Origin of the sequence: Streptomyces sp. NPDC059718, assembly GCF_042733315.1 — a bacterium.
In the GTDB taxonomy this organism is placed as follows: domain Bacteria; phylum Actinomycetota; class Actinomycetes; order Streptomycetales; family Streptomycetaceae; genus Actinacidiphila.
This window is the reverse complement of record NZ_JBHWGA010000024.1, coordinates 80,968-100,382: the sequence shown is the minus strand read 5'-3', so window position 1 is coordinate 100,382 and position 19,415 is coordinate 80,968. Positions and strand designations below refer to the sequence as shown.

At 74.6% G+C, this 19,415-nt stretch carries 19 protein-coding genes; 6 read left to right on the top strand and 13 right to left on the bottom strand.

All coding sequences use genetic code 11. The annotated features are described in order from the left end of the window. Positions 1-11 precede the first annotated feature (11 nt). Positions 12-1,475, bottom strand: coding sequence for a penicillin-binding transpeptidase domain-containing protein (locus tag ACFV3E_RS26135; RefSeq protein WP_500536845.1), 1,464 nt, complete (start codon positions 1,473-1,475; stop codon positions 12-14). Continuing rightward, complete coding sequence (locus ACFV3E_RS26130) at positions 1,472-2,878, bottom strand: FtsW/RodA/SpoVE family cell cycle protein (protein WP_500536844.1); 1,407 nt, start codon at positions 2,876-2,878, stop codon at positions 1,472-1,474. The genes ACFV3E_RS26135 and ACFV3E_RS26130 overlap by 4 nt, the downstream gene beginning before the upstream one ends. Positions 2,879-2,964: 86 nt before the next feature. On the opposite strand from ACFV3E_RS26130, the gene ACFV3E_RS26125 reads away from it, so the two are divergent. The 3 genes from ACFV3E_RS26125 (at position 2,965) to ACFV3E_RS26115 (ending at position 5,649) form a co-directional block, all read left to right on the top strand. Next, positions 2,965-3,660, top strand: coding sequence for a pentapeptide repeat-containing protein (locus tag ACFV3E_RS26125; RefSeq protein ID WP_500536843.1), 696 nt, complete (start codon positions 2,965-2,967; stop codon positions 3,658-3,660). A 58-nt stretch (positions 3,661-3,718) separates the two neighbouring features. Continuing rightward, positions 3,719-4,306, top strand: coding sequence for a pyridoxamine 5'-phosphate oxidase family protein (locus tag ACFV3E_RS26120; RefSeq protein WP_500536842.1), 588 nt, complete (start codon positions 3,719-3,721; stop codon positions 4,304-4,306). A gap of 137 nt (positions 4,307-4,443) precedes the next feature. Next, complete coding sequence (locus ACFV3E_RS26115) at positions 4,444-5,649, top strand: transglycosylase family protein (protein ID WP_500536841.1); 1,206 nt, start codon at positions 4,444-4,446, stop codon at positions 5,647-5,649. Between the two features lie 54 nt (positions 5,650-5,703). On the opposite strand, the gene ACFV3E_RS26110 is transcribed toward ACFV3E_RS26115, so the two are convergent. Continuing rightward, complete coding sequence (locus ACFV3E_RS26110) at positions 5,704-6,144, bottom strand: SRPBCC family protein (protein ID WP_499513952.1); 441 nt, start codon at positions 6,142-6,144, stop codon at positions 5,704-5,706. 47 nt (positions 6,145-6,191) lie between these two features. Then, positions 6,192-7,226 carry an ATP-grasp domain-containing protein gene (locus ACFV3E_RS26105; protein WP_500536840.1) on the bottom strand — a complete coding sequence of 345 codons (1,035 nt, stop codon included), beginning with the start codon at positions 7,224-7,226 and terminating at the stop codon, positions 6,192-6,194. A gap of 283 nt (positions 7,227-7,509) precedes the next feature. Here ACFV3E_RS26105 and ACFV3E_RS26100 point away from each other — a divergent pair, with 283 nt between their 5' ends. Then, entirely contained in the window at positions 7,510-8,499 is a 990-nt protein-coding gene (locus ACFV3E_RS26100; protein ID WP_500536839.1) for an alpha/beta fold hydrolase, read from the top strand. Between the two features lie 401 nt (positions 8,500-8,900). Here the strand turns inward: ACFV3E_RS26100 and ACFV3E_RS26095 are convergent, their stop codons facing one another. Further along, positions 8,901-9,605 (bottom strand): 4'-phosphopantetheinyl transferase family protein, encoded by a 705-nt coding sequence (locus ACFV3E_RS26095; protein ID WP_500536838.1) that lies wholly within the window; start codon positions 9,603-9,605, stop codon positions 8,901-8,903. After that, the gene (locus ACFV3E_RS26090) at positions 9,602-10,027 is read right to left on the bottom strand and encodes a RidA family protein (RefSeq protein ID WP_500536885.1); all 426 of its coding nucleotides are present in this window, start codon (positions 10,025-10,027) and stop codon (positions 9,602-9,604) included. The genes ACFV3E_RS26095 and ACFV3E_RS26090 overlap by 4 nt, the downstream gene beginning before the upstream one ends. Before the next feature lie 143 nt (positions 10,028-10,170). Between ACFV3E_RS26090 and ACFV3E_RS26085 the strand changes: the two genes are divergently transcribed. Then, positions 10,171-10,386 (top strand): DUF6296 family protein, encoded by a 216-nt coding sequence (locus tag ACFV3E_RS26085; protein ID WP_499514004.1) that lies wholly within the window; start codon positions 10,171-10,173, stop codon positions 10,384-10,386. Positions 10,387-10,589: 203 nt separating this feature from the next. Beyond that, on the top strand, positions 10,590-11,414 hold the full coding sequence (locus ACFV3E_RS26080) for an acyl-CoA thioesterase (RefSeq protein ID WP_500536837.1): 825 nt from the start codon (positions 10,590-10,592) through the stop codon (positions 11,412-11,414). A 119-nt stretch (positions 11,415-11,533) separates the two neighbouring features. On the opposite strand, the gene ACFV3E_RS26075 is transcribed toward ACFV3E_RS26080, so the two are convergent. From ACFV3E_RS26075 to ACFV3E_RS26045, 7 genes are all read right to left on the bottom strand, one after another. Next, a complete protein-coding gene (locus ACFV3E_RS26075; protein WP_500536836.1) occupies positions 11,534-12,622 on the bottom strand; it encodes a S1 family peptidase in 1,089 nt (362 codons plus the stop codon). Positions 12,623-12,977: 355 nt separating this feature from the next. Then, positions 12,978-13,859 (bottom strand): serine hydrolase, encoded by an 882-nt coding sequence (locus tag ACFV3E_RS26070; protein ID WP_500536884.1) that lies wholly within the window; start codon positions 13,857-13,859, stop codon positions 12,978-12,980. A gap of 161 nt (positions 13,860-14,020) precedes the next feature. Continuing rightward, entirely contained in the window at positions 14,021-14,650 is a 630-nt protein-coding gene (locus ACFV3E_RS26065) for an alpha-ketoglutarate-dependent dioxygenase AlkB (RefSeq protein WP_500536835.1), read from the bottom strand. Positions 14,651-14,684: 34 nt separating this feature from the next. Next, the gene (sigJ, locus tag ACFV3E_RS26060) at positions 14,685-15,575 is read right to left on the bottom strand and encodes an RNA polymerase sigma factor SigJ (RefSeq protein WP_500536834.1); all 891 of its coding nucleotides are present in this window, start codon (positions 15,573-15,575) and stop codon (positions 14,685-14,687) included. A 126-nt stretch (positions 15,576-15,701) separates the two neighbouring features. Then, on the bottom strand, positions 15,702-16,412 hold the full coding sequence (locus ACFV3E_RS26055) for a DUF2470 domain-containing protein (RefSeq protein WP_500536833.1): 711 nt from the start codon (positions 16,410-16,412) through the stop codon (positions 15,702-15,704). Positions 16,413-16,793: 381 nt separating this feature from the next. Continuing rightward, positions 16,794-18,992: a substrate-binding domain-containing protein gene (locus ACFV3E_RS26050; protein ID WP_500536832.1), complete on the bottom strand. Its 2,199-nt coding sequence runs from the start codon at positions 18,990-18,992 to the stop codon at positions 16,794-16,796. 87 nt (positions 18,993-19,079) lie between these two features. After that, positions 19,080-19,355, bottom strand: a complete 276-nt coding sequence (locus ACFV3E_RS26045; RefSeq protein ID WP_500536831.1) for a hypothetical protein — start codon at positions 19,353-19,355, stop codon at positions 19,080-19,082. Positions 19,356-19,415 lie beyond the last annotated feature (60 nt).

Here is a 19,415-nt window from a genome sequence, read left to right as displayed (position 1 = left end):
CGGGCAAGCGGTCAGCGTTCCAGCGCCGCCCGCATCACGGCGCGGGCGACCGGGGCCGCCTTGCCGCCGCCGCTGATGTCGGCGCGGTCGGCGGCGGCGTCCTCCACGACGACGGCGACGGCGACCTTCGCCGGGGCTCCCCGGCTCTGTTTCGCCCAGGCGATGAACCAGGCGAACGGGTTCCCGCGGTTGTCCTCACCGTGCTGCGCCGTGCCCGTCTTGCCGCCCACCACCACGCCGGGCAGGGCGGCGTTGCGGCCGGTGCCCTGCCGCACCACGGCGACCATCATGTCCTGCATCACGAAGGCCACGGTCGCGTCCATCACCTGCCGGTAGGCCCGCTCACCGGTGATCTCCAGCGGGAGGCCGGCGCCGTCGGTGATCCGGTCCACCAGGTGCGGGTACATCAGCGTGCCGTCGTTGGCCACGGCCGCCGCGACCATCGCCATCTGCAGCGGGGTGGCCCGGGTGTCGTACTGCCCGATGGACGACAGCGCCAGCTGCGCACGGTCCATGCGGCGGTCGAAGACGCTGACCGCGGGGTGCGAGGGGACCCCGATGGAGGGGTCGTTGAAGCCGAAGGCCTCCGCCGTCTCGCGCATCGCCCGCAGCCCCACGTCGTCGCCGAGCTTGCCGAAGACGGTGTTGCAGGAGACGACGTACGCGTAGAACAGCGGCGCGTCCTCACAGCCCGCGGACGCCGACTCGTTGCCCAGCGTCGTCATCGTGCCCGGCAGGCGATAGGGGTCCGGGGAGTCGGTGGGCTTCCCGACGTCGGTGACCACCCCGGAGGCGAGCGCCGCGACCGCCGTCACCGTCTTGAAGGTCGAACCCGGCGGGTACGTCTGGCGCAGCGCCCGGTTGAGCATCGGCTGGTCCTCGGCGGTGACGAGCCGGTGCCAGGCGCCGAGCGCCTCCGGGCCGGTGCCGGCGATCGTCGCAGGGTCGTAGGAGGGCGTGCTGACCAGCGCCAGGATCCGGCCGGTCGCCGGGTCGAGGGCGGCGACCGCGCCCTTCTTGCCGCCCAGCGCCTTGTACGCGGCCTGCTGGGCGGCCGGGTCGATGGTGGTGCGGACGTCGCCCGGGCGCTGCGGCGCCCTGCTGACCGCGTTCCACAGCGGGAGCGCCGACAGCCCGGGGGAGGAACCGGACAGGACGTCGTCCGCGGCGGCCTCCAGCAGGGCCGTGCCGTAGGTCTGGGAGGAGAAGCCGGTCACGGGCGCGTAGAGCGGGCCGTCGGCGTAGGTGCGGACCCAGTCCAGCTGGGCGCCGGTGGACCGGGAGCCGGTCACGGGCCGGCTGCCGACGAGGATGTCGCCGCGCGGCTGCGCGTAACGGTCGATCGGCACCCGCCGGTTGGCGGGGTTGGCGTCGTACGCGGGGGCCCGCACCACCTGGACCCGGATGGCGTTCACCAGCAGGGCGACGAGGAGCAGCAGGCACAGCGCCGCGGCCCGGCGGGCGTACGGGGTCACGCCGCGGCCGCCCCGCCGCCGGTGGCCCGCCCGGCCCGGCCGGTGTCCGGGCCGGGCGGCGGGCGGCGGGCGGTGTCGCTGAGCAGGATCAGCAGCGCGACGATCACCCAGTTGGTGACGACCGACGAACCGCCCTGCGCCAGGAACGGCATCGCCATCCCGGTCAGCGGGATCAGGTCCGTCACCCCGCCGGCGATCACGAAGACCTGCAGCGCGACGATCGACGCCAGCCCTACGGCCAGCAGCCTGCCGAACGGCTCGCGGATCGACAGCCCCGCCCGGTAGCCCCGGGCCACCAGCAGTCCGTACAGCAGGAACAGCGCGGTCAGCCCCGTCAGTCCCAGCTCCTCGCCCGCCGTGGCCAGGATGAAGTCGGACTTGGCCGCGAAGCCGATCAGGATCGAGTGCCCCTCGCCCAGGCCCGTGCCCAGCAGCCCTCCGGCGGAGAACGCGAACAGCGACTGCGCCAGCTGGCCCGGCCCCTGCCCGGCCTCGATGCTGGCGAAGGGATGCAGCCAGTCCGCCACCCGGGAGTGCACGTGCGGTTCGAGCGTGCCGACGAGGAAGGCGCCGGCCGCCGACAGAAGCAGCCCGATCGCGATCCAGCCGGTGCGTCCGGAGGCGACGTAGAGCAGGATCACGAAGAGGCCGAAGAACAACAGCGAGGTCCCCAGGTCGCGTTCCACCACCAGCACGCCAAGGCTGATCGTCCAGACCGCCAGCACCGGGCCCAGCACCCGGCCGGTCGGCAGCTGCAGCCGGCGGAACCGCCGGACCTGCCGGCCGGCGTACGCGAGCGCGGCGCGGTTGTCCGCGAGGTACGCCGCGAAGAAGACCGCCAGCAGCACCTTCGCGAACTCGCCGGGCTGGAAGGAGAAGCCCGCGACCCGGATCCAGATCCTGGCGCCGTTCACGGCGGGGAAGAGGCTCGGCACGATCATCAGCACCAGGGCCGCCACGACGCCCAGGTACGCGTACCCGGCCAGGGCACGGTAGTCGCGCAGCAGCAGGACGACCGCGATGAACAGGGCGACGCCCAGCCCGGACCAGATCAGCTGCGCCGGGGCGGCGGCGTCGGGGGTCTCCAGGTCGAGGCGGTAGATCAGGACCAGGCCGAGGCCGTTGAGCAGCACCCCGATCGGCAGCAGCAGCGGGTCCGCGTACGGGGCGCGCAGGCGCACCGCCAGATGGGCCACCAGCGCCAGGCCGCCGAGCGCCGCGCCGTAGCCGGCCGCCCCCTGCGGTACGGCGCCGTCGTGCGCGAGGCCCACGGCGCAGTAGCCGTACACCGGGATCAGCACCGCGCCGACCAGCAGCGCCAGCTCGACGCCCCGGCGCCGGGGCAGCCGGACGGCGGGCACGGCGAGGGCCGGTGGCGAGGTCCCGGGGGCGGGGGCGGTCATGGGACGCAACGTAGCAAGACATCCCGGACAAATCGCTCATATTCATGGAGGGTGGTGTTGTCACAGGGGGCCACTAGCGTGGCGCCATGACCTTCAAGGCACCGCAGTCCCTGTCCGAGCTGCCGTACGCGGAGGCGCTGGAGCCGTTCGACGAGCCCGGACTGGGCGTCGAGGAGCGGTACGACACCGTCCACTTCGACGGACTCACCTTCGGCGAACAGGACGCCGGCGGCGCCGTCTTCCTGGAGTGTGCGGTCACCGACACCGTCTTCGAGGGCGGCAGCCTGCGCCGGGCGCGCTTCAACGAGGTCTGGCTGCAGGGCGACCGCTTCGTCGGCACCTCGGCGGCCGAGACGAACTGGATGGACGCCACCGCCGACTCCTGCGTGCTCGCCGGGGTCGAGGCCTTCGGCGCGGTGCTGCGGCGGGTGGCCTTCCGGCGCTGCAAGTTCGACTCCGTCAACCTGCGCTCGGCCCGGCTGCACGAGGTCGTCTTCGAGGACTGCGTGCTGCGCGACGTCGACCTCGGCGGCGCCCGCCTGAAGGACGTCTCCTTCCCCGGCACCGCCCTGGAACGCCTGCGGCTCGGCCGTGCCGAACTCGACGCCACGGACCTGCGCGGCGCCACCCGCCTCGACCTCGCCGACGGGCACGACTCGCTGCGCGGCGCCGTCATCGGCAGCGCCCAGCTGCTCGACCTGGCCCCGGCCCTGGCCGCCGCGCTGGGCATCGTCGTCCGGGACGGAGCGGACGACGGCCCCCGCCGTCCCCGGCGGCGCTGACCCGCCCACCGCCGAAAAGGTGCGGCGGAAGCCGGGCCGCCGCCGCAGAATCACAGGCATGGGAAAGACGTACGAACACATCGACGGGCGCCTGCGCGCGTTCATCGAGGAGCAGAAGGTCTTCTTCACCGCCACCGCGCCCCTGTCCGGCGACGGGCACGTCAACGTGTCGCCCAAGGGTCTCGACGGTTCCTTCGCCCTCCTCGACGACCGCACCTTCGCCTACGCCGACCTCGGCGGCAGTGGCGCCGAGACCATCGCCCACCTGCGGGAGAACGGACGCATCACGCTGATGTGGTGCGCCTTCACCGGGCCGCCGACCATCGTGCGGGTGCACGGACGCGGCGAGCCCGTCTTCCGCGACGACCCGCGCTGGGACGAACTGCTCCCGCACTTCTCCGAGGACATCCGGGCGCGCACCGACCTGCGCGCCGTCATCGTCGTCACCGCCGAACGCATCAGCGACAGCTGCGGATTCGCCGTCCCCTTCCTGGACTTCCGGGAGGAACGGCCCCTGCACACCCAGCGCTTCTCCCGCGAGACCGAGGAGTCCTTCAGCGACTACTGCGTGGGCAAGCCGCACGTCGCGGTCAGCCTCGACGGCCTGCCGGGCCTGCCGCTCCCGCTGCCGCCCCGCACGTCCTGACGGGGGAGCCACCGCGCCAACCCGGTTCCGGGCCGCACGGTTTGGGACGACAGAGTCTCAAAAGCACCCTTGCGGCGACAAGATCCCTCTGTCGTACTTGTACGGCCGTGTGTCCGGAGCCGAGAGGTGGTCCCCCCATGCCCGTACGGCCCGTGCGCGGTCGGCACCGCAGACCCCAGCCGCCGAGCCGGCTCTCGCCGGTGTCGGTCGCCGTCACCGCCGCCTCCGGCGCGGGACTCGCGCTGCCGCTGGTCGCGGCCACGGGCGCGGGCGCGGCCACGACCGGCACGTGGGACAAGGTCGCCGAGTGCGAGAGCAGCGGCCGTTGGCACATCAACACAGGCAACGGCTACTACGGCGGGCTGCAGTTCGCCCAGTCGACGTGGAAGGCCTACGGCGGTGGGAAGTTCGCCGCCCGGGCCGACCTGGCGACCAGGTCGGAGCAGATGGCGATAGCCGAACGGGTCCTGGACGGGCAGGGTCCCGGGGCGTGGCCCGTCTGCTCGCGGCGCGCCGGGCTCTCCGGGGGCGGACCGCAGGCGCAGGACCCGCCGCGACGTGCGGCGGCCCCGGCGAAGAAGACCGAACGCAAGGAGAAGTCCGGGACGGACCGTCACCCCGCGGCGCGGGACGACTCCTACACGGTCGTCAGCGGGGACACGCTCTCCGGGATCGCCGACGAGCAGGACGTCCACGGCGGCTGGCAGCGGCTCTACGCCGTGAACCGCCGGGTCGTCGGAGCCGACCCCGACCTCATCCTCCCCGGACAGGAACTGTCCGTGCCGGGAGCGGAGCCCGCGAAGGACCCCAAGCCGGCGAAGGCCTCCAAGCCCGCCAAGTCCGGCAAGCCGGCCACGTCGGCCAAGCCCGCGAAGACCTCTAGGACCTCTAAGACCGCGAGGACCGCCGAGCGGCAGGCCGCACCGGCCTCCGCCGCGCAGACGTTCGTCGCGCCGGTCGGTGGAGCGCTCGGCACCCCGTACCACCGCAGCGGATCCCACTGGGCCGGCGGCTACCACACCGGCCAGGACTTCGCCGTGCCCACCGGCACCTCCGTCAAGGCCGTCGCCGCGGGCACCGTCGTCGAGGCCGGCTGGGGCGGCGCCTACGGCTACCAGGTCGTGATCCGGCACCACGACGGCATGTACACCCAGTACGGCCACCTGTCCTCGCTGACCGTACGGACCGGCCAGACCGTGGCCGCGGGCCGCCAGGTCGGGCGCTCGGGCTCCACGGGCAACACCACCGGCCCGCACCTGCACTTCGAGGTGCGCACGGGCGAGGGCTACGGCTCCGACGTCGACCCTGTCGCCTACCTGCGGCGGCACGGGGTCCGGCTCTAGCGGCACGCCCCCGTCGCGGTCCGTGCGAACCGCACGGACCGCGCGAAGTGCCGGCTAGTGCTCGCGCTCGACGAGGTCCTTGAAGCGCTCGAGGTCGTCACGGACCGTGCGCTCGATCGCGCTGACCTGGGCGAAGCCCTTGGGGCCGCCGAAGGCGTCGCGGATCTCGGCGGGGTCGTACTCCATGCGTACCTGGACGCGGCTGTGCTGCTCGTCGATCGGGAGGACCGAGCACGTCCCGGTGATCTCGGCACCACCGCTGGTGCGCCAGGTCATCTCCCGGGTGTCGCTCCGGGCCTTGGTGCGGTCGGAGAACTCCGCGTCGAGCAAGCCGCCACCGGTCCCCGACACGCCGAGCCGGGCCTTGCCGTCCCCGGTGGCGCCGGCCTCCCGGACACCCGCGACGAACTGCGGGTACTCCTCCAGGCGGTGCAGGTGCTGCCACGCCACCTCGGTCGGCACGTTCAGGTCGATCTGCTCTTCGAGTCTGCTCATGAACTGCCACCTGCCTTCCTCCCTCCAGCGTGCCCCCCGGCCCCGGCTCACGCCACGTTGACCTCCGGGACGTCAGGGAGGCGTGGGACGTCCGGGACCTCGGTGACCGCTTCCGTCACGGCGACGCGGCCGCCGAGGCGGGGGGCGGTGCGGAGCCCGGCGTCACCCTGGGTGAGCAGGCGCACGGCGGCCCAGGGCAGGTTCACGCCGGTGAAGGCGGTCTGGAAGATCCCGGCGGAGGGGCGCGGGTTCGCCTCCAGGAGCACGGGGGCGCCCTTGCGGTGGCGCAGCTGCACATTGGAGAGGTAGGCGAGACCGAAGTGCCCGACGAGGCGGCGGGCGATCTCCGTGATGGCGGGGTCGTCCAGCAGGAGCCGGTAGCGGCCCTCCTTGGCCCTGGGGATCGCGGCGAGCAGTTCCCCGCCCGGGGCGGACAGGCAGTCGACGCTGACCTCGGGGCCTTCCAGGTACGGCATGACGATCATGCTGGGCACGTGCTCGCCCTCGTCGGCGGCCCGCTTCATCGCCTGGGCGACCGCATCGACCGAGGCCATCGGCCTGGCGGGGGCGAGCAGGTCACGGATGTCCATCGGCCGGTCTTCCAGGATGCGGAAGCCGAAGGCCGAGTACTCGCCGGCGGGCTTGATGCAGAGGGTCTCGCCGGTCGCGGCGAGCTCGTCCACCGCGTCCCGCAAGCCGTCGGCGTCCCGCACCACCCGCCACGGCGGCACGGGGATGCCGGCGGCGAGCGCCTCCTGGTACGTACGGCTCTTGCTGGTCAGCACCTTGATCGAGGCCGGTGGCGAGCACATCAGCCGGGTCCCCGCGGCGGCGAAGTCGCCGGCCCGCCCGGCGAGCGCGGTCAGCCGGCGCGGCGGGACGAGGACGTCGATGCCGTGCCTGCGGCAGAAGTCGAGGGCGAATTCCGCGTACGCGTCGTCGCCGACGTGGCGGGGCTCCACCTCGGCCACGTCGCAGGCGGCCAGGGCGGGTGCCGAGGGATCGACATTGCTCCCGTAGACGCGGACGTCCACGGAGTCGGGGTTGCCGCGCAGCATCCGCATCACCTGGGTGGTGGCCACCCCCGCGCTGCTGAGCCATATTCGGAGGGCTATCGGACGCTCCCCTCATGCATGCGGCGCGGCAGGAAGGCATGCGGGAGCGCACTGTTTCCGGCCGTCCGGGATCTTGTGTGAGGCGGATCATATCCGTGTTCGATGACGCCGGTGTTTCACGTCCGCGGAGCGCACGCGAAGAGCGGACGACCCGCCGTCACTCGTCCGTCCCCCGGGAACGAGCGGGACGGCGGCGGCGGGCCAAGGCTGGGAGGCGACAGCAGCCCCTCCGGCCGGAAGAGAGAACAGCATGGCTGGGCCGTCCTCCCCCGCTCCGCTGAACCGACGTCGCATAGCCCGCGCGGGAGCGCTCGTCGCGGCGCTCGCCTCGACGGCGCTCGCCGCCGCCCCCGCCCTCGCCTCGTCGGCCGCCGACGGCGCCTCCGCGGGCGGCGGGGGCCGGCCGACTGTGGTGCTGGTGCACGGCGCCTTCGCCGACGCGTCGAGCTGGACCCCGGTCGTCGAGCGCCTCGAGAACGCCGGCTACACGGTCGTCGCCCCCGCCAACCCGCTGCGGGGGCTGGCCGGCGACTCCACCTACGTGGCCAGCGTGCTGAAGAGCATCGACGGCCCGATCGTGCTCGCGGGCCACTCCTACGGCGGCGCGGTGATCAGCGGCGCCGCGGCGGGGAACCCGAACGTCAAGGCACTGGTCTACGTCTCGGCGTTCATGCCGGACGCGGGGGAGACCCTGGGCGCGCTCTCGGCCAGGTTCGCGCCGAGCGACCTCGCCTCGGCGCAGCGCACCGTGCCGTACCGGGACGGGTCGGGCAGCGGCACGGACATCTACATCCGCGACTCCGTCTTCCGCAAGGTCTTCGCCGCGGACCTGCCCGTGGCGGCGACCCGGCTGATGTCCGCCGAGCAACGGCCGATCGCACTGCGGGCGTTCACCGACAAGGCGCCCGGCGCGGCGTGGCGGACCATCCCCTCGTGGGCGCTGGTCGCCTCCGCCGACCACGCCATCAACCCGGCGCTGGAACGCTTCGAGGCCAAGCGGGCGGGCTCGCACACCGTCGAGGTCGACTCCTCGCACGTGGCGATGCTCTCCCACCCCGACGCCGTCGTGCGGATGATCCGCGAGGCCGCAGACAGCACCGCGTCCGGATCCGAAGGCGGTCCCGCGCTCGCCGACACCGGCCCCCGGGACGAGGTCCTCACCAGCGTGGGCGGCGTCGCGAGCGTCGCCCTCGTGTCCGGCGCGGTCCTCGTCGCGGCGGTGCGGCGCTTCCGCCGCTGAGCGTGTGCGGCGGGGGTCGCCGCCCCCACCGCGCCGCGGTGTCGTCCCGGGGGCCCACGTCCGCGCTGCGCCGCGGCCGGCCTGCGGGCCGGGAACACCGCGGCCGGCACGGCCGTCGCGAAGGACACCCCGGCGACGACCCACAGGCCGGTGCGGATGCCGACCGTGAAGGACGCGCCGATCGCATCCGTCACCGCGGGTGCGGCGCGGCCGCAGGTGTGGAGCGGCCGCTGCCGTTTGGACGGCGCCGAGCACCGAGGTCGCCGGCACCGAACCGATCTGCCGGAACGCGGTCACGGCCTTCGACCAGACCATGCGCTTCCTCGCCGAGGAGCACGCACACCAGGTCCGGTCGTCGAGGACGAGGACGAGGCTGGGAGCGGGGCGGGGCGGGCGGCGCCTCAGCCCAGGCGTACGGCGACGGCCGCGCGGTGGCCCTCCCCGACGGCGACGTCGGAGAGCGACCAGCCCTCGGGGCCCGCGGCGGGGGCGGGTCCGGAGCCCACGTAGTCCTCGGACGGGTCCCTGGCCAGGCCCGTCCCCAGGCCCTTCAGGTACGCCTCCTTGCGTGCCCACGCCCGCGCGAAGGCCTCGCGGCGCTCCACCGCCGGCAGCCCGCCCAGCTCGTCCACCTCCGCCGGGTGCAGCGAGCGCCACACGCCGTCGACGGCCTCCTGGCCGGGCAGCGCCTCCACGTCCACCCCCACCGGGGTCGCGGCGAAGGCGAGCAGCGTCAGCTCCCGGGAGTGCGAGAGCGAGAAGTGCGGCGCGCCGCCCTCGACCGCGGGCCGGCCGTGCGGGCCGCCGCAGGCCGGGCAGGTCTCCCGGGTCAGCGGCACCCTGCCGGGCGGGGTCCCCAGGTACGCCGCCAGCAGCAGGCGCAGCGCCACGTGCGCGGTGACGTAGCTGGTGCGGTCGCGGTCGAAGTGGAAGGCCGTGGCCCGCTCGCGCTCCTCCCGGTCCAGCAGCCCGGGCGCGAGGTGGACGGCGGCGGCCGCGTTCGCCGCCGTGTCCACCAGGCACAGCCGCGGCGGTTCGCCGGGCCCCGGCGGGGGCAGGCGCCGGGCCGCCGCCGCCACGCTGAACCGCTCCGGGACCAGCGTCACGGCCGGGCCGCCGGGGCGGTGGACGCGGCCGGGATGATCGCGAACGCCTCGACCTCCAGCAGCAGTTCGGGCCGGATGAGCGCGGCCACCTGCACCGCCGAGCTGGCCGGGGGCCGCTCGGTGTCGACGTACGCGTCGCGCGCCTCGCGGACCGCGGGCAGGAAGGCGACGTCGGTGACGAAGAAGGTCAGCTTGACCACGTCCCCCCAGCCCGCCCCCGCGGCCGTGAGGCAGCGGTCGAGGTTGCCGAAGACCTGGCGCGCCTGCGCCGCCGGGTCGCCCGGCCCGACGAGCTCACCCCGCTCGTCCACCGCGATCTGGCCCGAGACGGCGACGAACCGGCCCTCGCCCCACACGACGTGGCTGTAACCGGTGCCCGGCGGGACACCCTCCGGAGCGGTGACGTGGGTGAGGTGCGCCATGCGTTCCCCCTTGATGATCGACACCGCTCCATGCTCTCCCAGGGGGTCGACCCGGCGCCACAGCGGACGTCATGACCGGTGTCATTGGCCAGGGATTCTCTGGGCATAAATCGTCATATGGGCGGAGACAGGAGGTTCCCCTCATGAGTCATGCCGAAACCTACGATCTGACCTTCCCCGTCTCCGGCGACACCGTGGTCGTCAAGCGCACCGAGCGCAAGGGTGCCGGGGGGCACCCGGTGTACAGCGACGACACCGGCATCGTCCAGGCGGAGATCAGCGACCGGGGGGAGGTCCGCATGCTCGCGACGGGCGGGCACCAGCACCACGACGTCCCCTCGCGGGCGACGCCGCACTGAACACCGCGTCGCCACCGACGTCCCGGAACGGGCAACGTGACCGCCGCCGGACGCCGCTGTGGGCCACCCACCCCTGGTCGCCGTCCGTGACCGTGCGGACCGCCCCCGTCACACCGTCGGGATTCCTGTGGAGTTGATTTGAATATCCAACTCACTGGATTATCGTGGACCGGACAGCGAACCCACATTCCCAGGGGGACGTCATGCCCGCCTCGATCACGGACACGGACACGGACGCGGACACCGAGGACACCACCGGCACCGTCCGCATCGACCGCTCCTGGTGGTCCTGGAACGGGGCGCAGGGAGGCTACGTCGCCGCCCTCGCGCTGACCGCCATGCGCGACGACCTGGCCGCGCGGACGGGGGAGCGCCTCCCGGTCCGCACGCTGGGCGCGCACTTCCTGGCCCCCGTCGACGAGCGCCCGCTGCGCCTGGCGGCGACCACCTTGCGCGAGGGGCGCCGTACGTCCGTGTCCTCGGTCACCGCCCTGCAGGACGGTGCCGCCGCGCTCACCGGGACCGCCGTGTTCGGACGGAGCGAACCCGGCCCCGCCCACACCGGCACGCCCGCGCCCGACGTCCCCGCGCCCGGCGCCTGCCCGCCGCTCACCCTGCCGCGCTCGCTGGCGGCGTTCGCCGCCCACCTGGAGATCCGCCCGGCCGGCGACGCGCGCCCCCTGGCCGGCGGGGAGCGCGCCGAACTCCTCGCCTGGATGCGGTTCGCCGACGGGCGGCCGCTGGACCCGCAGGCGCTGGTCGTCCTCGCCGACGCCCTGCCCCCCGCGCTGTTCGCGGTGTGGACCGAGCCCCGCCCCGTGCCGACGGCCGAACTGACCGTGCACTTCACCGACGTCCTGGACACCGCGCCCGCGCAGGGCTGGGTCCTGGTCCGCAGCCGCACCGAACACGCGGGCGGCGGCTGGGCCGTGGAGGACAGCGCCGTGTGGAACGAGGGCGGCCTGCTGCTCGCGCTCGCCCGTCAGGCGCGCGCCGTACGCGAGTTCCGCCCCGGCCGGCAGGGCTGACCGGCCCGTTCCCGCCCCGTTCCCGCCCGTCCCCACGCGGACGGCGGCGGCGCCGGACCCCCTCCCGGTCCCGGGGAGGGGTGTCCGGCGCCGCCGCCGCGCCGTGGCGCCGCGAGGGGTCAGCCGATCTCGGCCCCGTACACCTCGAGCGCGTCCGTCACCGGCTGGAAGAACGTCTCCCCGCCGCCGGTGCAGTCGCCGCTGCCGCCGGAGGTCAGGCCGAGCGCGGTGCTGCCGGAGAACAGGGCCCCGCCGCTGTCGCCGGGCTCGGCGCAGACGTCGGTCTGGATCAGCCCGGAGACCGAGCCCTCCCGGTAGTTGACGGTCGCGTCGAGCCCGGTGACCGTGCCGTCGTGCACCTGGGTGGTGCTGCCGCTGCGCCGCACGGCCTGGCCGACGTTCGGCGTGGCCGCCGAGGTGATCTCCTGCGTCGAGCCGTTGTAGAGGTCGACCGCGCTGGGGTGGTCGACACCCGTACCGGTGTACTTCACCAGCGCGTAGTCGTGGCCGGGGAACGTCGCGGCCTCGACCGAGCCGATCTCCTGTCCGCCGGAGCTGTCCGACCAGCTCTTGATGTCCACGCCGCAGTGACCCGCGGTGAGGAAGTACGGCTGCCCGTCCTTGACGACGTTGAAGCCGAGCGAACAGCGCGCGCCGGAGCCGAAGATGGCGTCGCCGCCGGCGATGAAGGGCTTGAACGCGCCCTTCGACTTGTGAATCCGGGCGGTGCCGGCGCCGAGTCCGTCCACCGCCTTGCCGAGTCGTGCCATCCCGGCCGCCGACACGGTCCGGTCGGCCGTCACGACCACCTGGTTGGTCCGCGGGTCGACGGACCAGGCCGTGCCGGGGATGCGGGCCTCCAGGCCCAAGGTGCGCGTGGCGGAGCGTAGTTCGGCCATGGTGTTGGCGACCGTCTTCGGCACGGCGCCCGCCGCGCGGACGGTGCCGGCGGCCGCGGCGTCGAGCACGTTGACGACGAGCCGGTCGCTCGCGGCGTCGTAGTACGACCCCGCGGTGTCCTCGGTGCCGAGCTGCGAGGTGAGGTGCGCGGCGAGGGTCACCGCGGCCGCGGGCGTGAGGCTCTTGGGGGCGGGCGCCGGGCTCGGCGCCGCGTTGGCCTGCGGCAGCACGATCAGTGCCGCCAGCACGGCCGTGGCCCCGCCGCCCGCGAGCACGGCCTTCCGCCCGGATATTCGACGATGCTTCAAGTCCTGTACCTCCACGTGGGGGGATGGGTCGGCTCAACTGCCGCCAACCCGGAGGAATTTTCGGTCCAAGGCGTCACATCCCGAAAAGAATGCGTGTCCACGCCAAGCAACGCCGTCGAGTATTCCGAGGCCGTTCCGTGACCGGCAAGGCGGCATTCCGGTCTCCACAGCCGTCTCACAAGACATCCCGATCCCCGGTGTGGAACCTTTCATTCCGCTGTGCGGGAGGGCTCCCACCGCGCTGCGCGACGGGCCGGGCACGTCCGGTGAGGACTACACCTGTCCGGTAACCGCCCCCGCGAACGCCGACAGGCGCCCCCGCGGGGGCGCCTGCCGTGCCGTCGGTTCCGGTCCGCTACGTGCCCGGCGGGACGGCGGGGATCGCCTCCTGCGGCGTACGCGTCGTCGACTGCGTCCCCGCGGCGGTGGCCGCCGGGTTGAGGTCCCGGTGGACGACGCGGGCGACCGCCTCGATCGTGGCGACCCCGGTGTTCATGGTGCGGTTGTCCTGCGTCAGCACCGTGAGGGAGTAGTCGTGCCCCGAGCCGGTGAACGCGCCGAGGCTGTGCACCCGCCAGCCGTGGGTGGCGCGCGGCAGCCAGCCGTTCTTCACATGGACCGTCACCCCGCGCGGGGCGCCGGCGGGGGTGCCCCAGCGCTGCGTGCCGACCACCTTGTTCATCAGCTTCAGGATGTACGCCCGGGAGTTGTCGCTCAGCACCGCGTTCTTCGCCGTCACCAGGTCGAGCAGCCGCTGCTCGTCCTTCGCCGTGATCTGCGTGAGCCCCCAGTAGCCGTTGCTCCCCGGCACGGTGCGGGTCATCCCCGCGGCCTTCAGGAAGCCCTTCACCTTGGCCACCCCCAGCTGCCGCCACAGCTGCGTGGTCGCGGCGTTGTCCGACTTGGTGATCATCGCCGTGGCCAGCTTCACCTCACGCGCCGTCAGGTAGCGGTTGTGCTTCTTGTTGTCCCACAGCAGGGTGGCCAGCACCGTCACCTTCACGGTGCTCGCCGAGTCGAACCGCTGGTCCGCGCGGAGCGTGCACACCGTCTTCGTCTTACGGTCCCGCAGCGACAGGGCCACCGTCGCCGTCCTGCCGCGCAGCGCGCCGGTGATGTCGGTGCGCAGCTTCGCCGCGAGCCCCGCCTTGCCCGAGGTGCACACCACCGCCGGTGCCGCTGCTGCTGCGCTCCCCGCACCCGTCCCCACGACGGCCGTCGGCACGACCGCGCCCATCACGACCGCGGTTGCCACCGCTCTCCCGGCGCGCCGCGCCGTCCGTCCCCGCCCCATGGCCCCTCCCCGTCATCCCCCGGACCCGCTCCCGGGCCTCGCAGACGTTGACTCACGGCCGTGGGCGAAAGGTTGTACGGATACGGCACCGGGTGCGGCGGGGGTCAGCGGACGCCGCGCGTGCGGAACTGGACGCTGATCCGCGGCCCCATGGCGCGCGTGCTCTTGGGGATCGCGTGCTCCCACGTCCGCTGGCAGGAGCCGCCCATCACCACGAGGTCGCCGTGCCCGAGCGGCAGCCGCATCGAGGCCGCGCCCCCGCCGCGGGGCCGCAGCGCCAGGTCGCGCGGGTCGCCGACGGACAGGATCGCCACCATCGTGTCCTGGGTCGCCGACCGTCCGGTCCGGTCCCCGTGCCAGGCGACGCTGTCCCGGCCGTCCCGGTAGAAGCAGAGCCCCGCCGTGACGAAGGGCTCGCCGAGCTCGTCGGCGTAATGGGCGTCGAGCGCGGCCTGGGCCTCGTCGAGGACGGGGTGCGGCAGGCGCTCGCCCTCCCCGTAGAAGGCCAGCAGCCGGGGTACGTCGACCTCCCGCTCGTACATCTGCCGCCGTTCGGCCCGCCACGGGACCGAGCCGGCCAGCTCCTCGAACAGGGCGTCGGCCCCCTGCAGCCACCCGGGCAGCAGGTCGAGCCACGCGCCGCTGCCGAGCCCGGTCCGCCGGAGGCCGTCCAGCGGACCGAGCAGCAACTCGTCGGTCTGGTCGAAGAGCGATCCCTGGAGCGGTGCGGTCATGCGTCCAGGGTAACCCCTCAATCGAACAAATGAGCTATTCGCCGAACGCGGCCAGGTCGAGCCCGGCCAGCCGCTCGGGATCGGCCAGGATGTCCAGCTCGACGACGAGCCCGTCCACGATCGTGAAGCCCATGACCGACACCACCCGGCCCTGAAGGGAGGTGACCACCCCGGGCGCCCCGTTGACCAGTGCCGGCCGTGCGTGGAGGGCCGTCCGCCGGAAGGAGAGCGCCTGGCTCGCGACCGTCCGCGCGCCGCGCACCTCCCGGGTCGCCCCCGGGAAGGCGGCGCCGGTGTCCGCGCGCAGCACGACGTCCGGGTGCAGCACCGCCACCAGGGCCTCGAAGTCACCCGCGCGCGACGCCGTCAGGAACGCGCCGACCACCTCCCGCTGCCGGCCCAGGTCGGCGTCCGGCACCGGCGCGGCCCCCTGCACCCGGCGCCGTGCCCGGCTGGCCAGCTGCCGCGCCGCCGCCGGCGTGCGCCCGACCATCGGGGCGATCTCCTCGAAGGGCACCGCGAACATGTCGTGCAGCACGAAGGCGAGCCGCTCGGCGGGCGACAGCGTCTCCAGCACGACCAGCAGCGCCAGCCCCACCGAGTCCGCCAGCAGCGCCGCCTGCTCCGGGTCGCCGGCCGCGTCCTCCCGGCTCACCACCGGATCGGGCACCCGTACGTCGTCCAGCGACGACTCGCCCCGGGAGGTCCGCGAGCGCAGCATGTCCAGGCACACCCGGCCCACCACGGTCGTCAGCCAGCCGCCCAGGTTCCCGATCCCGTCCGCCCCGGCCCGGTTCAGCCGCAGCCACGCCTCCTGCACGGCGTCGTCCGCCTCGGCCAGCGACCCCAGCATGCGGTACGCCACCGACCGCAGGTGCGCCCGGTTCTCCTCGAACCGCTCCGCCAGGAACTCCTTGTCGTCCATCGGTCCCATTCCCTCGTCGCGTTCCCCCGGCTTCCCTCGGCGCACTGACGAACCGGTCACGTCCAATGTGACAGAGGGGTGTGACAGGGGGCCGGGGCCACGGAGGGGCGGCGTCCGCGGCCCTGGTCACCAGCCGGCGAACAGCCGTCCCCGGTGCGACGCGCGGCGGGCGCTGTTGAGCAGCGCCTGGATCTGGCTCCCCGCCTGGTCCGCGTTCTCCAGGCGGGACGGGAAGGGCAGCCGGGCGTCGGTGTGGCCGTTCGCGTACTCCACGCGCAGCGTGATCCCGTAACGGTCCACGGCCACGGGCAGGACCTGCCGCGCGCCGGGGGCGGGGGCCGGCTGCACCAGCCGCAGGAGCAGCGGCACCAGCTCCGCGTGGTCGTCCACCAGGTGCGTCAGCATCCCCGCCTCGGCCGTCGCCAGCGGGTCGGCCTCCGCCGTCGTCAGCTCGGCCAGGCCCACGGAGGCGGTGCCCTCCGCCGTCTCCAGCCTCGCGTGCACGAACTGCACGCACTGGCTGTCCGGGGCGTCCGCCCGGTACGGCGCGGCCGTCCAGCCGGTGACCGTCACGCGGGCCCGCACCCGGTCCCGTACCGGGGTGGGGGCGACGTCGGTGAACTCCAGCGAGATCGGGGTGCTCTCGGGGCCGAAGGCCGTCTCGAGGGGGTGCAGATGGACGTGACCGGCGAGCGCCTGCGCGGTCAGCCGGGTCACCTCCGTGCGCTCCCGGTCGGTGACCACGGTCATGGAGTGGGCCGAGGCGAGGACGGACCGGATGCGTTCGGCGTGCGTCGGCCGGGCCGGAGCGAGGGGGGCGGTGGTCTTGCTGCGCATCCGGATCTCCGCGGGAGTTGAGTTAGGTTTGCCTAACCTAACCATATGTGTCCGGGCGCCGCCATCCCCCGGGGGGGCCGCGGGCCCGCACGTTCGCGGGGCGGCACGCGGGCGCGCTCGTCGCGGACCACGGCGCGGCCGACCGGGCGGCCGGGCGTGAGACCGCCCCGCTCCCACGCACAGCGCCACGAGGCCCGGCAACACCGGTGTGGTCAGCCGCCCTCACGGGCCTGGCCGGGTGGTCGCGGGCGCGGGGGACGGCGCCGAGCCCGTGGTCGACGCGGCCGAAGCCGAGCCCCGACAGCGGTGCCGCACCCGGCGCGAAGGCGCCGACGCCAACCGCCACCAGCGCGTACGGCAACGCCGGCGGCCTGCGGCTGCTCAGCCCAGCCCTCGTACCGCGTCCCGCACCTTCGCGGCGAGTGCCGCCGGCAGCCGGGCGTGGCCCTGGCGCTCGGCGGCGGTCTGCCCCGGACCGCTGACCGCGTACAGCAGGAACGCCTTCAGCGTCAGCAAGGAGGCGGCGGGCTCGTTCCCCTTGTCGCAGACCACGGCGTAGCCGACCCGGGTGATCGGGTAGGCGCCGGGGGCCGCGTCCGTGCCGTCCAGGTCCAGTGCCAGGCCGCCGCCGCTCCCCGCCGTCCGCGCGGTGGCCAGGGCGCGCGTGGCGGTGGTGACGGCGGCCGCCACCGGCTCGGCCGCCCCGGTGTCCAGCCGCACCGCGTCGAGCCCTCCGACCGAGGCGAAGTCCAGATAGGCGATCGCCCCCGGTTCCTGCGCGACCCGCGCGGCCACAGCGTCCGCGCGGGCCACGCCCTCCCCGCCGCTCCCCGGCCAGTCGGACGTCGCCTCGTACGGCCACGCGTCCGGCGCCGCCTCCCGCAGGTACCCGGCGAACGTCCTCGTGCTGGTGGTGGCGTCGGCCCGGTGGACGGCCGTGATCGCCCGGGACGGCAGGGCGACGTCCGGGTTGAGCGCGGCGATCGCGGGGTCGTTCCAGCGGGTGATCCGCCCGTCGAAGACCTTCGCCAGCGTCGGCGGGTCCAGCACCAGCCCGTCCACCCGCGGCAGGTGGTAGACGACCGCCACGGGCGTGGCCAGCAGCGGCAGGTCGACGGCCCGGCCGCCGCCCGTGCAGCGCTTCCCGGACCGCAGGACCTCCCCGGTCGCCAGCGGCGCGTCGGAGAGCGCGAAGTCCGCCGTTCCCTGCAGGAACGCCATCGTTCCCGCGCCCGAGCCCGTCGGCCGGTACGAGACCGTGGAGCCGGGGCAGGCCGCCTGGAAGCCGGCGGTCCACGCGTCCACGGCCTCCCTCACGGCGCTCGCCCCGCCGCCCACGAGGGCGCCCCGGGCCACCGGGCAGGAGAAGGACGCCTCCGCGGAGGACGCTCCCCGCTTCCCCGAGGGGCCCTGCGCCGCCGCGCCGTCCCCGTCCTTCCCGCCCGAGCCGTCGCGGTCGACGAGGAGGGGGATGCCCACCGCGAGCGACGCGGCGACCAGCACGGCGCCGGCCGCCAGGGCCACCCGTCTGCCGCGGGCCCGCCCGCGCCGTGCCGGAACCGCACCGGTGGGCCCCGCCCGGTCCACCGGCGGCGGCCCGGATGCCCCGGGGCGCGGGACCGGGCGGATGACCCGTGTGACGGTGTCCCGGGGGCGGTCGGCCAGGGTGGGGGAGTGCTCCTGTCCGGCCCCGGACCCGGGTTCTTCGGCCTCCGGCTCCTCGGGCTCCGGCTCCTCCGGCTCCGGCGGGGCGGGTTCGGGGTCCGGCGCGGATCCCCCGGCGCGCGCCAGCGTCAGGAAGGCCAGCAGCTCCTCCACCGAGGGGCGCTCCTGCGCGTCCTTGGCCAGACACGGCGCCACGAACGCGTGCAGTTCCTCCGGCAGCCCGGCCAGGTCCGGCTCCTCGTACACCACACGGAACCCGATCGCGTGCGAGCTGTCGCCGTCGAACGGGCCGTGGCCGGTCGCCGCGTACACCAGGACGGAACCCAGCGCGAAGACGTCGCACGCCGGGCCGACGGCGCCCGCGCGGAACTGCTCGGGGGCCATGAAGGCGGGCGTGCCGACCACCGTCCCGGTCCTGGTCAGCCGCTCGGTGCCGGCGGCCCGGGCGATCCCGAAGTCGATGACGCGCGGCCCGTCCGCCGCCAGCAGCACATTGCCCGGCTTCAGGTCGCGGTGGACCAGCCCGGCCCGGTGGATGTCGCGCAGCGCCTCGACCAGACCCGCGCTCAGCCGCAGGACCTCCTCCGCCGGCAGCGGCCCCCGCTCCGCGACCCGCCGGGACAGCGCCGGCCCCGGTACGAACAGCGTGGCCAGCCACGGCTGTTCCGCGTCGGCGTCGGCGTCGACCACGGGCGCCGTGAACGCCCCGCTGACCCGCCGCGCGGCCGCCACCTCGCGCCGGAACCGGTCCCGGAAGCCGGCGTCCTCGGCGAACTCGGGACGGATCACCTTGACCGCCAGCGCCCTCCCCGACACCGACCTGGCCAGGTAGACGACCCCCATCCCGCCCGTGCCCAGCCTGCCCTCCAGCAGGTACCCGCCGACGGACCGCGGATCCCCCTCCACCAGCGTCACCCGGTCGCTCCCTCCCCCGCGCCCAGCAGCAGCACACAGCATAGGGAGCGGTCCCTCACCAGGGGCCCGCACCGGGCAGCCCGGACCTCACCGTCCGGCCGCCCACCGCCGCAGCCGTGCGACCGCGAACTCCTTGCGCCCCCGCGCGATCACCCGCGTGCGTACGTACCCGCGGATCGTCACGCGCCCGGGGAGCCCGTACCCCCGTACCGCGAGGACCGCCGGGACGACGGCGAGGACGCAGGCGACGAGGCGGGCGGACGGCGCCCCCGCCTGCGCGGCGTACGCGACGCGGCCGCCCGCGGGCAGGGCGCCGGGGCAGCCGTTCGCGAGGCGGTCCGGCCCCGTCGGCGACGGCTCCATGATCCTTCGAGCCTGTCCACGGGCCGCGGGCTGCGGCAGGATGTGCGCGGTTCCCAGGAG

Bases quoted from the DNA above. Each gene is read 5' to 3' on its own strand.
- sigJ (WP_500536834.1), bottom strand. From the start codon at position 15,575: ATGGACGACAAGGAGTTCCTGGCGGAGCGGTTCGAGGAGAACCGGGCG.
- ACFV3E_RS26125 (WP_500536843.1), top strand. From the start codon at position 2,965: ATGACCTTCAAGGCACCGCAGTCCCTGTCCGAGCTGCCGTACGCGGAG.
- ACFV3E_RS26045 (WP_500536831.1), bottom strand. From the start codon at position 19,355: ATGGAGCCGTCGCCGACGGGGCCGGACCGCCTCGCGAACGGCTGCCCC.
- ACFV3E_RS26085 (WP_499514004.1), top strand. From the start codon at position 10,171: ATGAGTCATGCCGAAACCTACGATCTGACCTTCCCCGTCTCCGGCGAC.
- ACFV3E_RS26130 (WP_500536844.1), bottom strand. From the start codon at position 2,878: ATGACCGCCCCCGCCCCCGGGACCTCGCCACCGGCCCTCGCCGTGCCC.
- ACFV3E_RS26090 (WP_500536885.1), bottom strand. From the start codon at position 10,027: ATGGCGCACCTCACCCACGTCACCGCTCCGGAGGGTGTCCCGCCGGGC.
- ACFV3E_RS26070 (WP_500536884.1), bottom strand. From the start codon at position 13,859: ATGGGCGCGGTCGTGCCGACGGCCGTCGTGGGGACGGGTGCGGGGAGC.
- ACFV3E_RS26100 (WP_500536839.1), top strand. From the start codon at position 7,510: ATGGCTGGGCCGTCCTCCCCCGCTCCGCTGAACCGACGTCGCATAGCC.
- ACFV3E_RS26115 (WP_500536841.1), top strand. From the start codon at position 4,444: ATGCCCGTACGGCCCGTGCGCGGTCGGCACCGCAGACCCCAGCCGCCG.
- ACFV3E_RS26120 (WP_500536842.1), top strand. From the start codon at position 3,719: ATGGGAAAGACGTACGAACACATCGACGGGCGCCTGCGCGCGTTCATC.
- ACFV3E_RS26110 (WP_499513952.1), bottom strand. From the start codon at position 6,144: ATGAGCAGACTCGAAGAGCAGATCGACCTGAACGTGCCGACCGAGGTG.
- ACFV3E_RS26080 (WP_500536837.1), top strand. From the start codon at position 10,590: ATGCCCGCCTCGATCACGGACACGGACACGGACGCGGACACCGAGGAC.
- ACFV3E_RS26055 (WP_500536833.1), bottom strand. From the start codon at position 16,412: ATGCGCAGCAAGACCACCGCCCCCCTCGCTCCGGCCCGGCCGACGCAC.
- ACFV3E_RS26065 (WP_500536835.1), bottom strand. From the start codon at position 14,650: ATGACCGCACCGCTCCAGGGATCGCTCTTCGACCAGACCGACGAGTTG.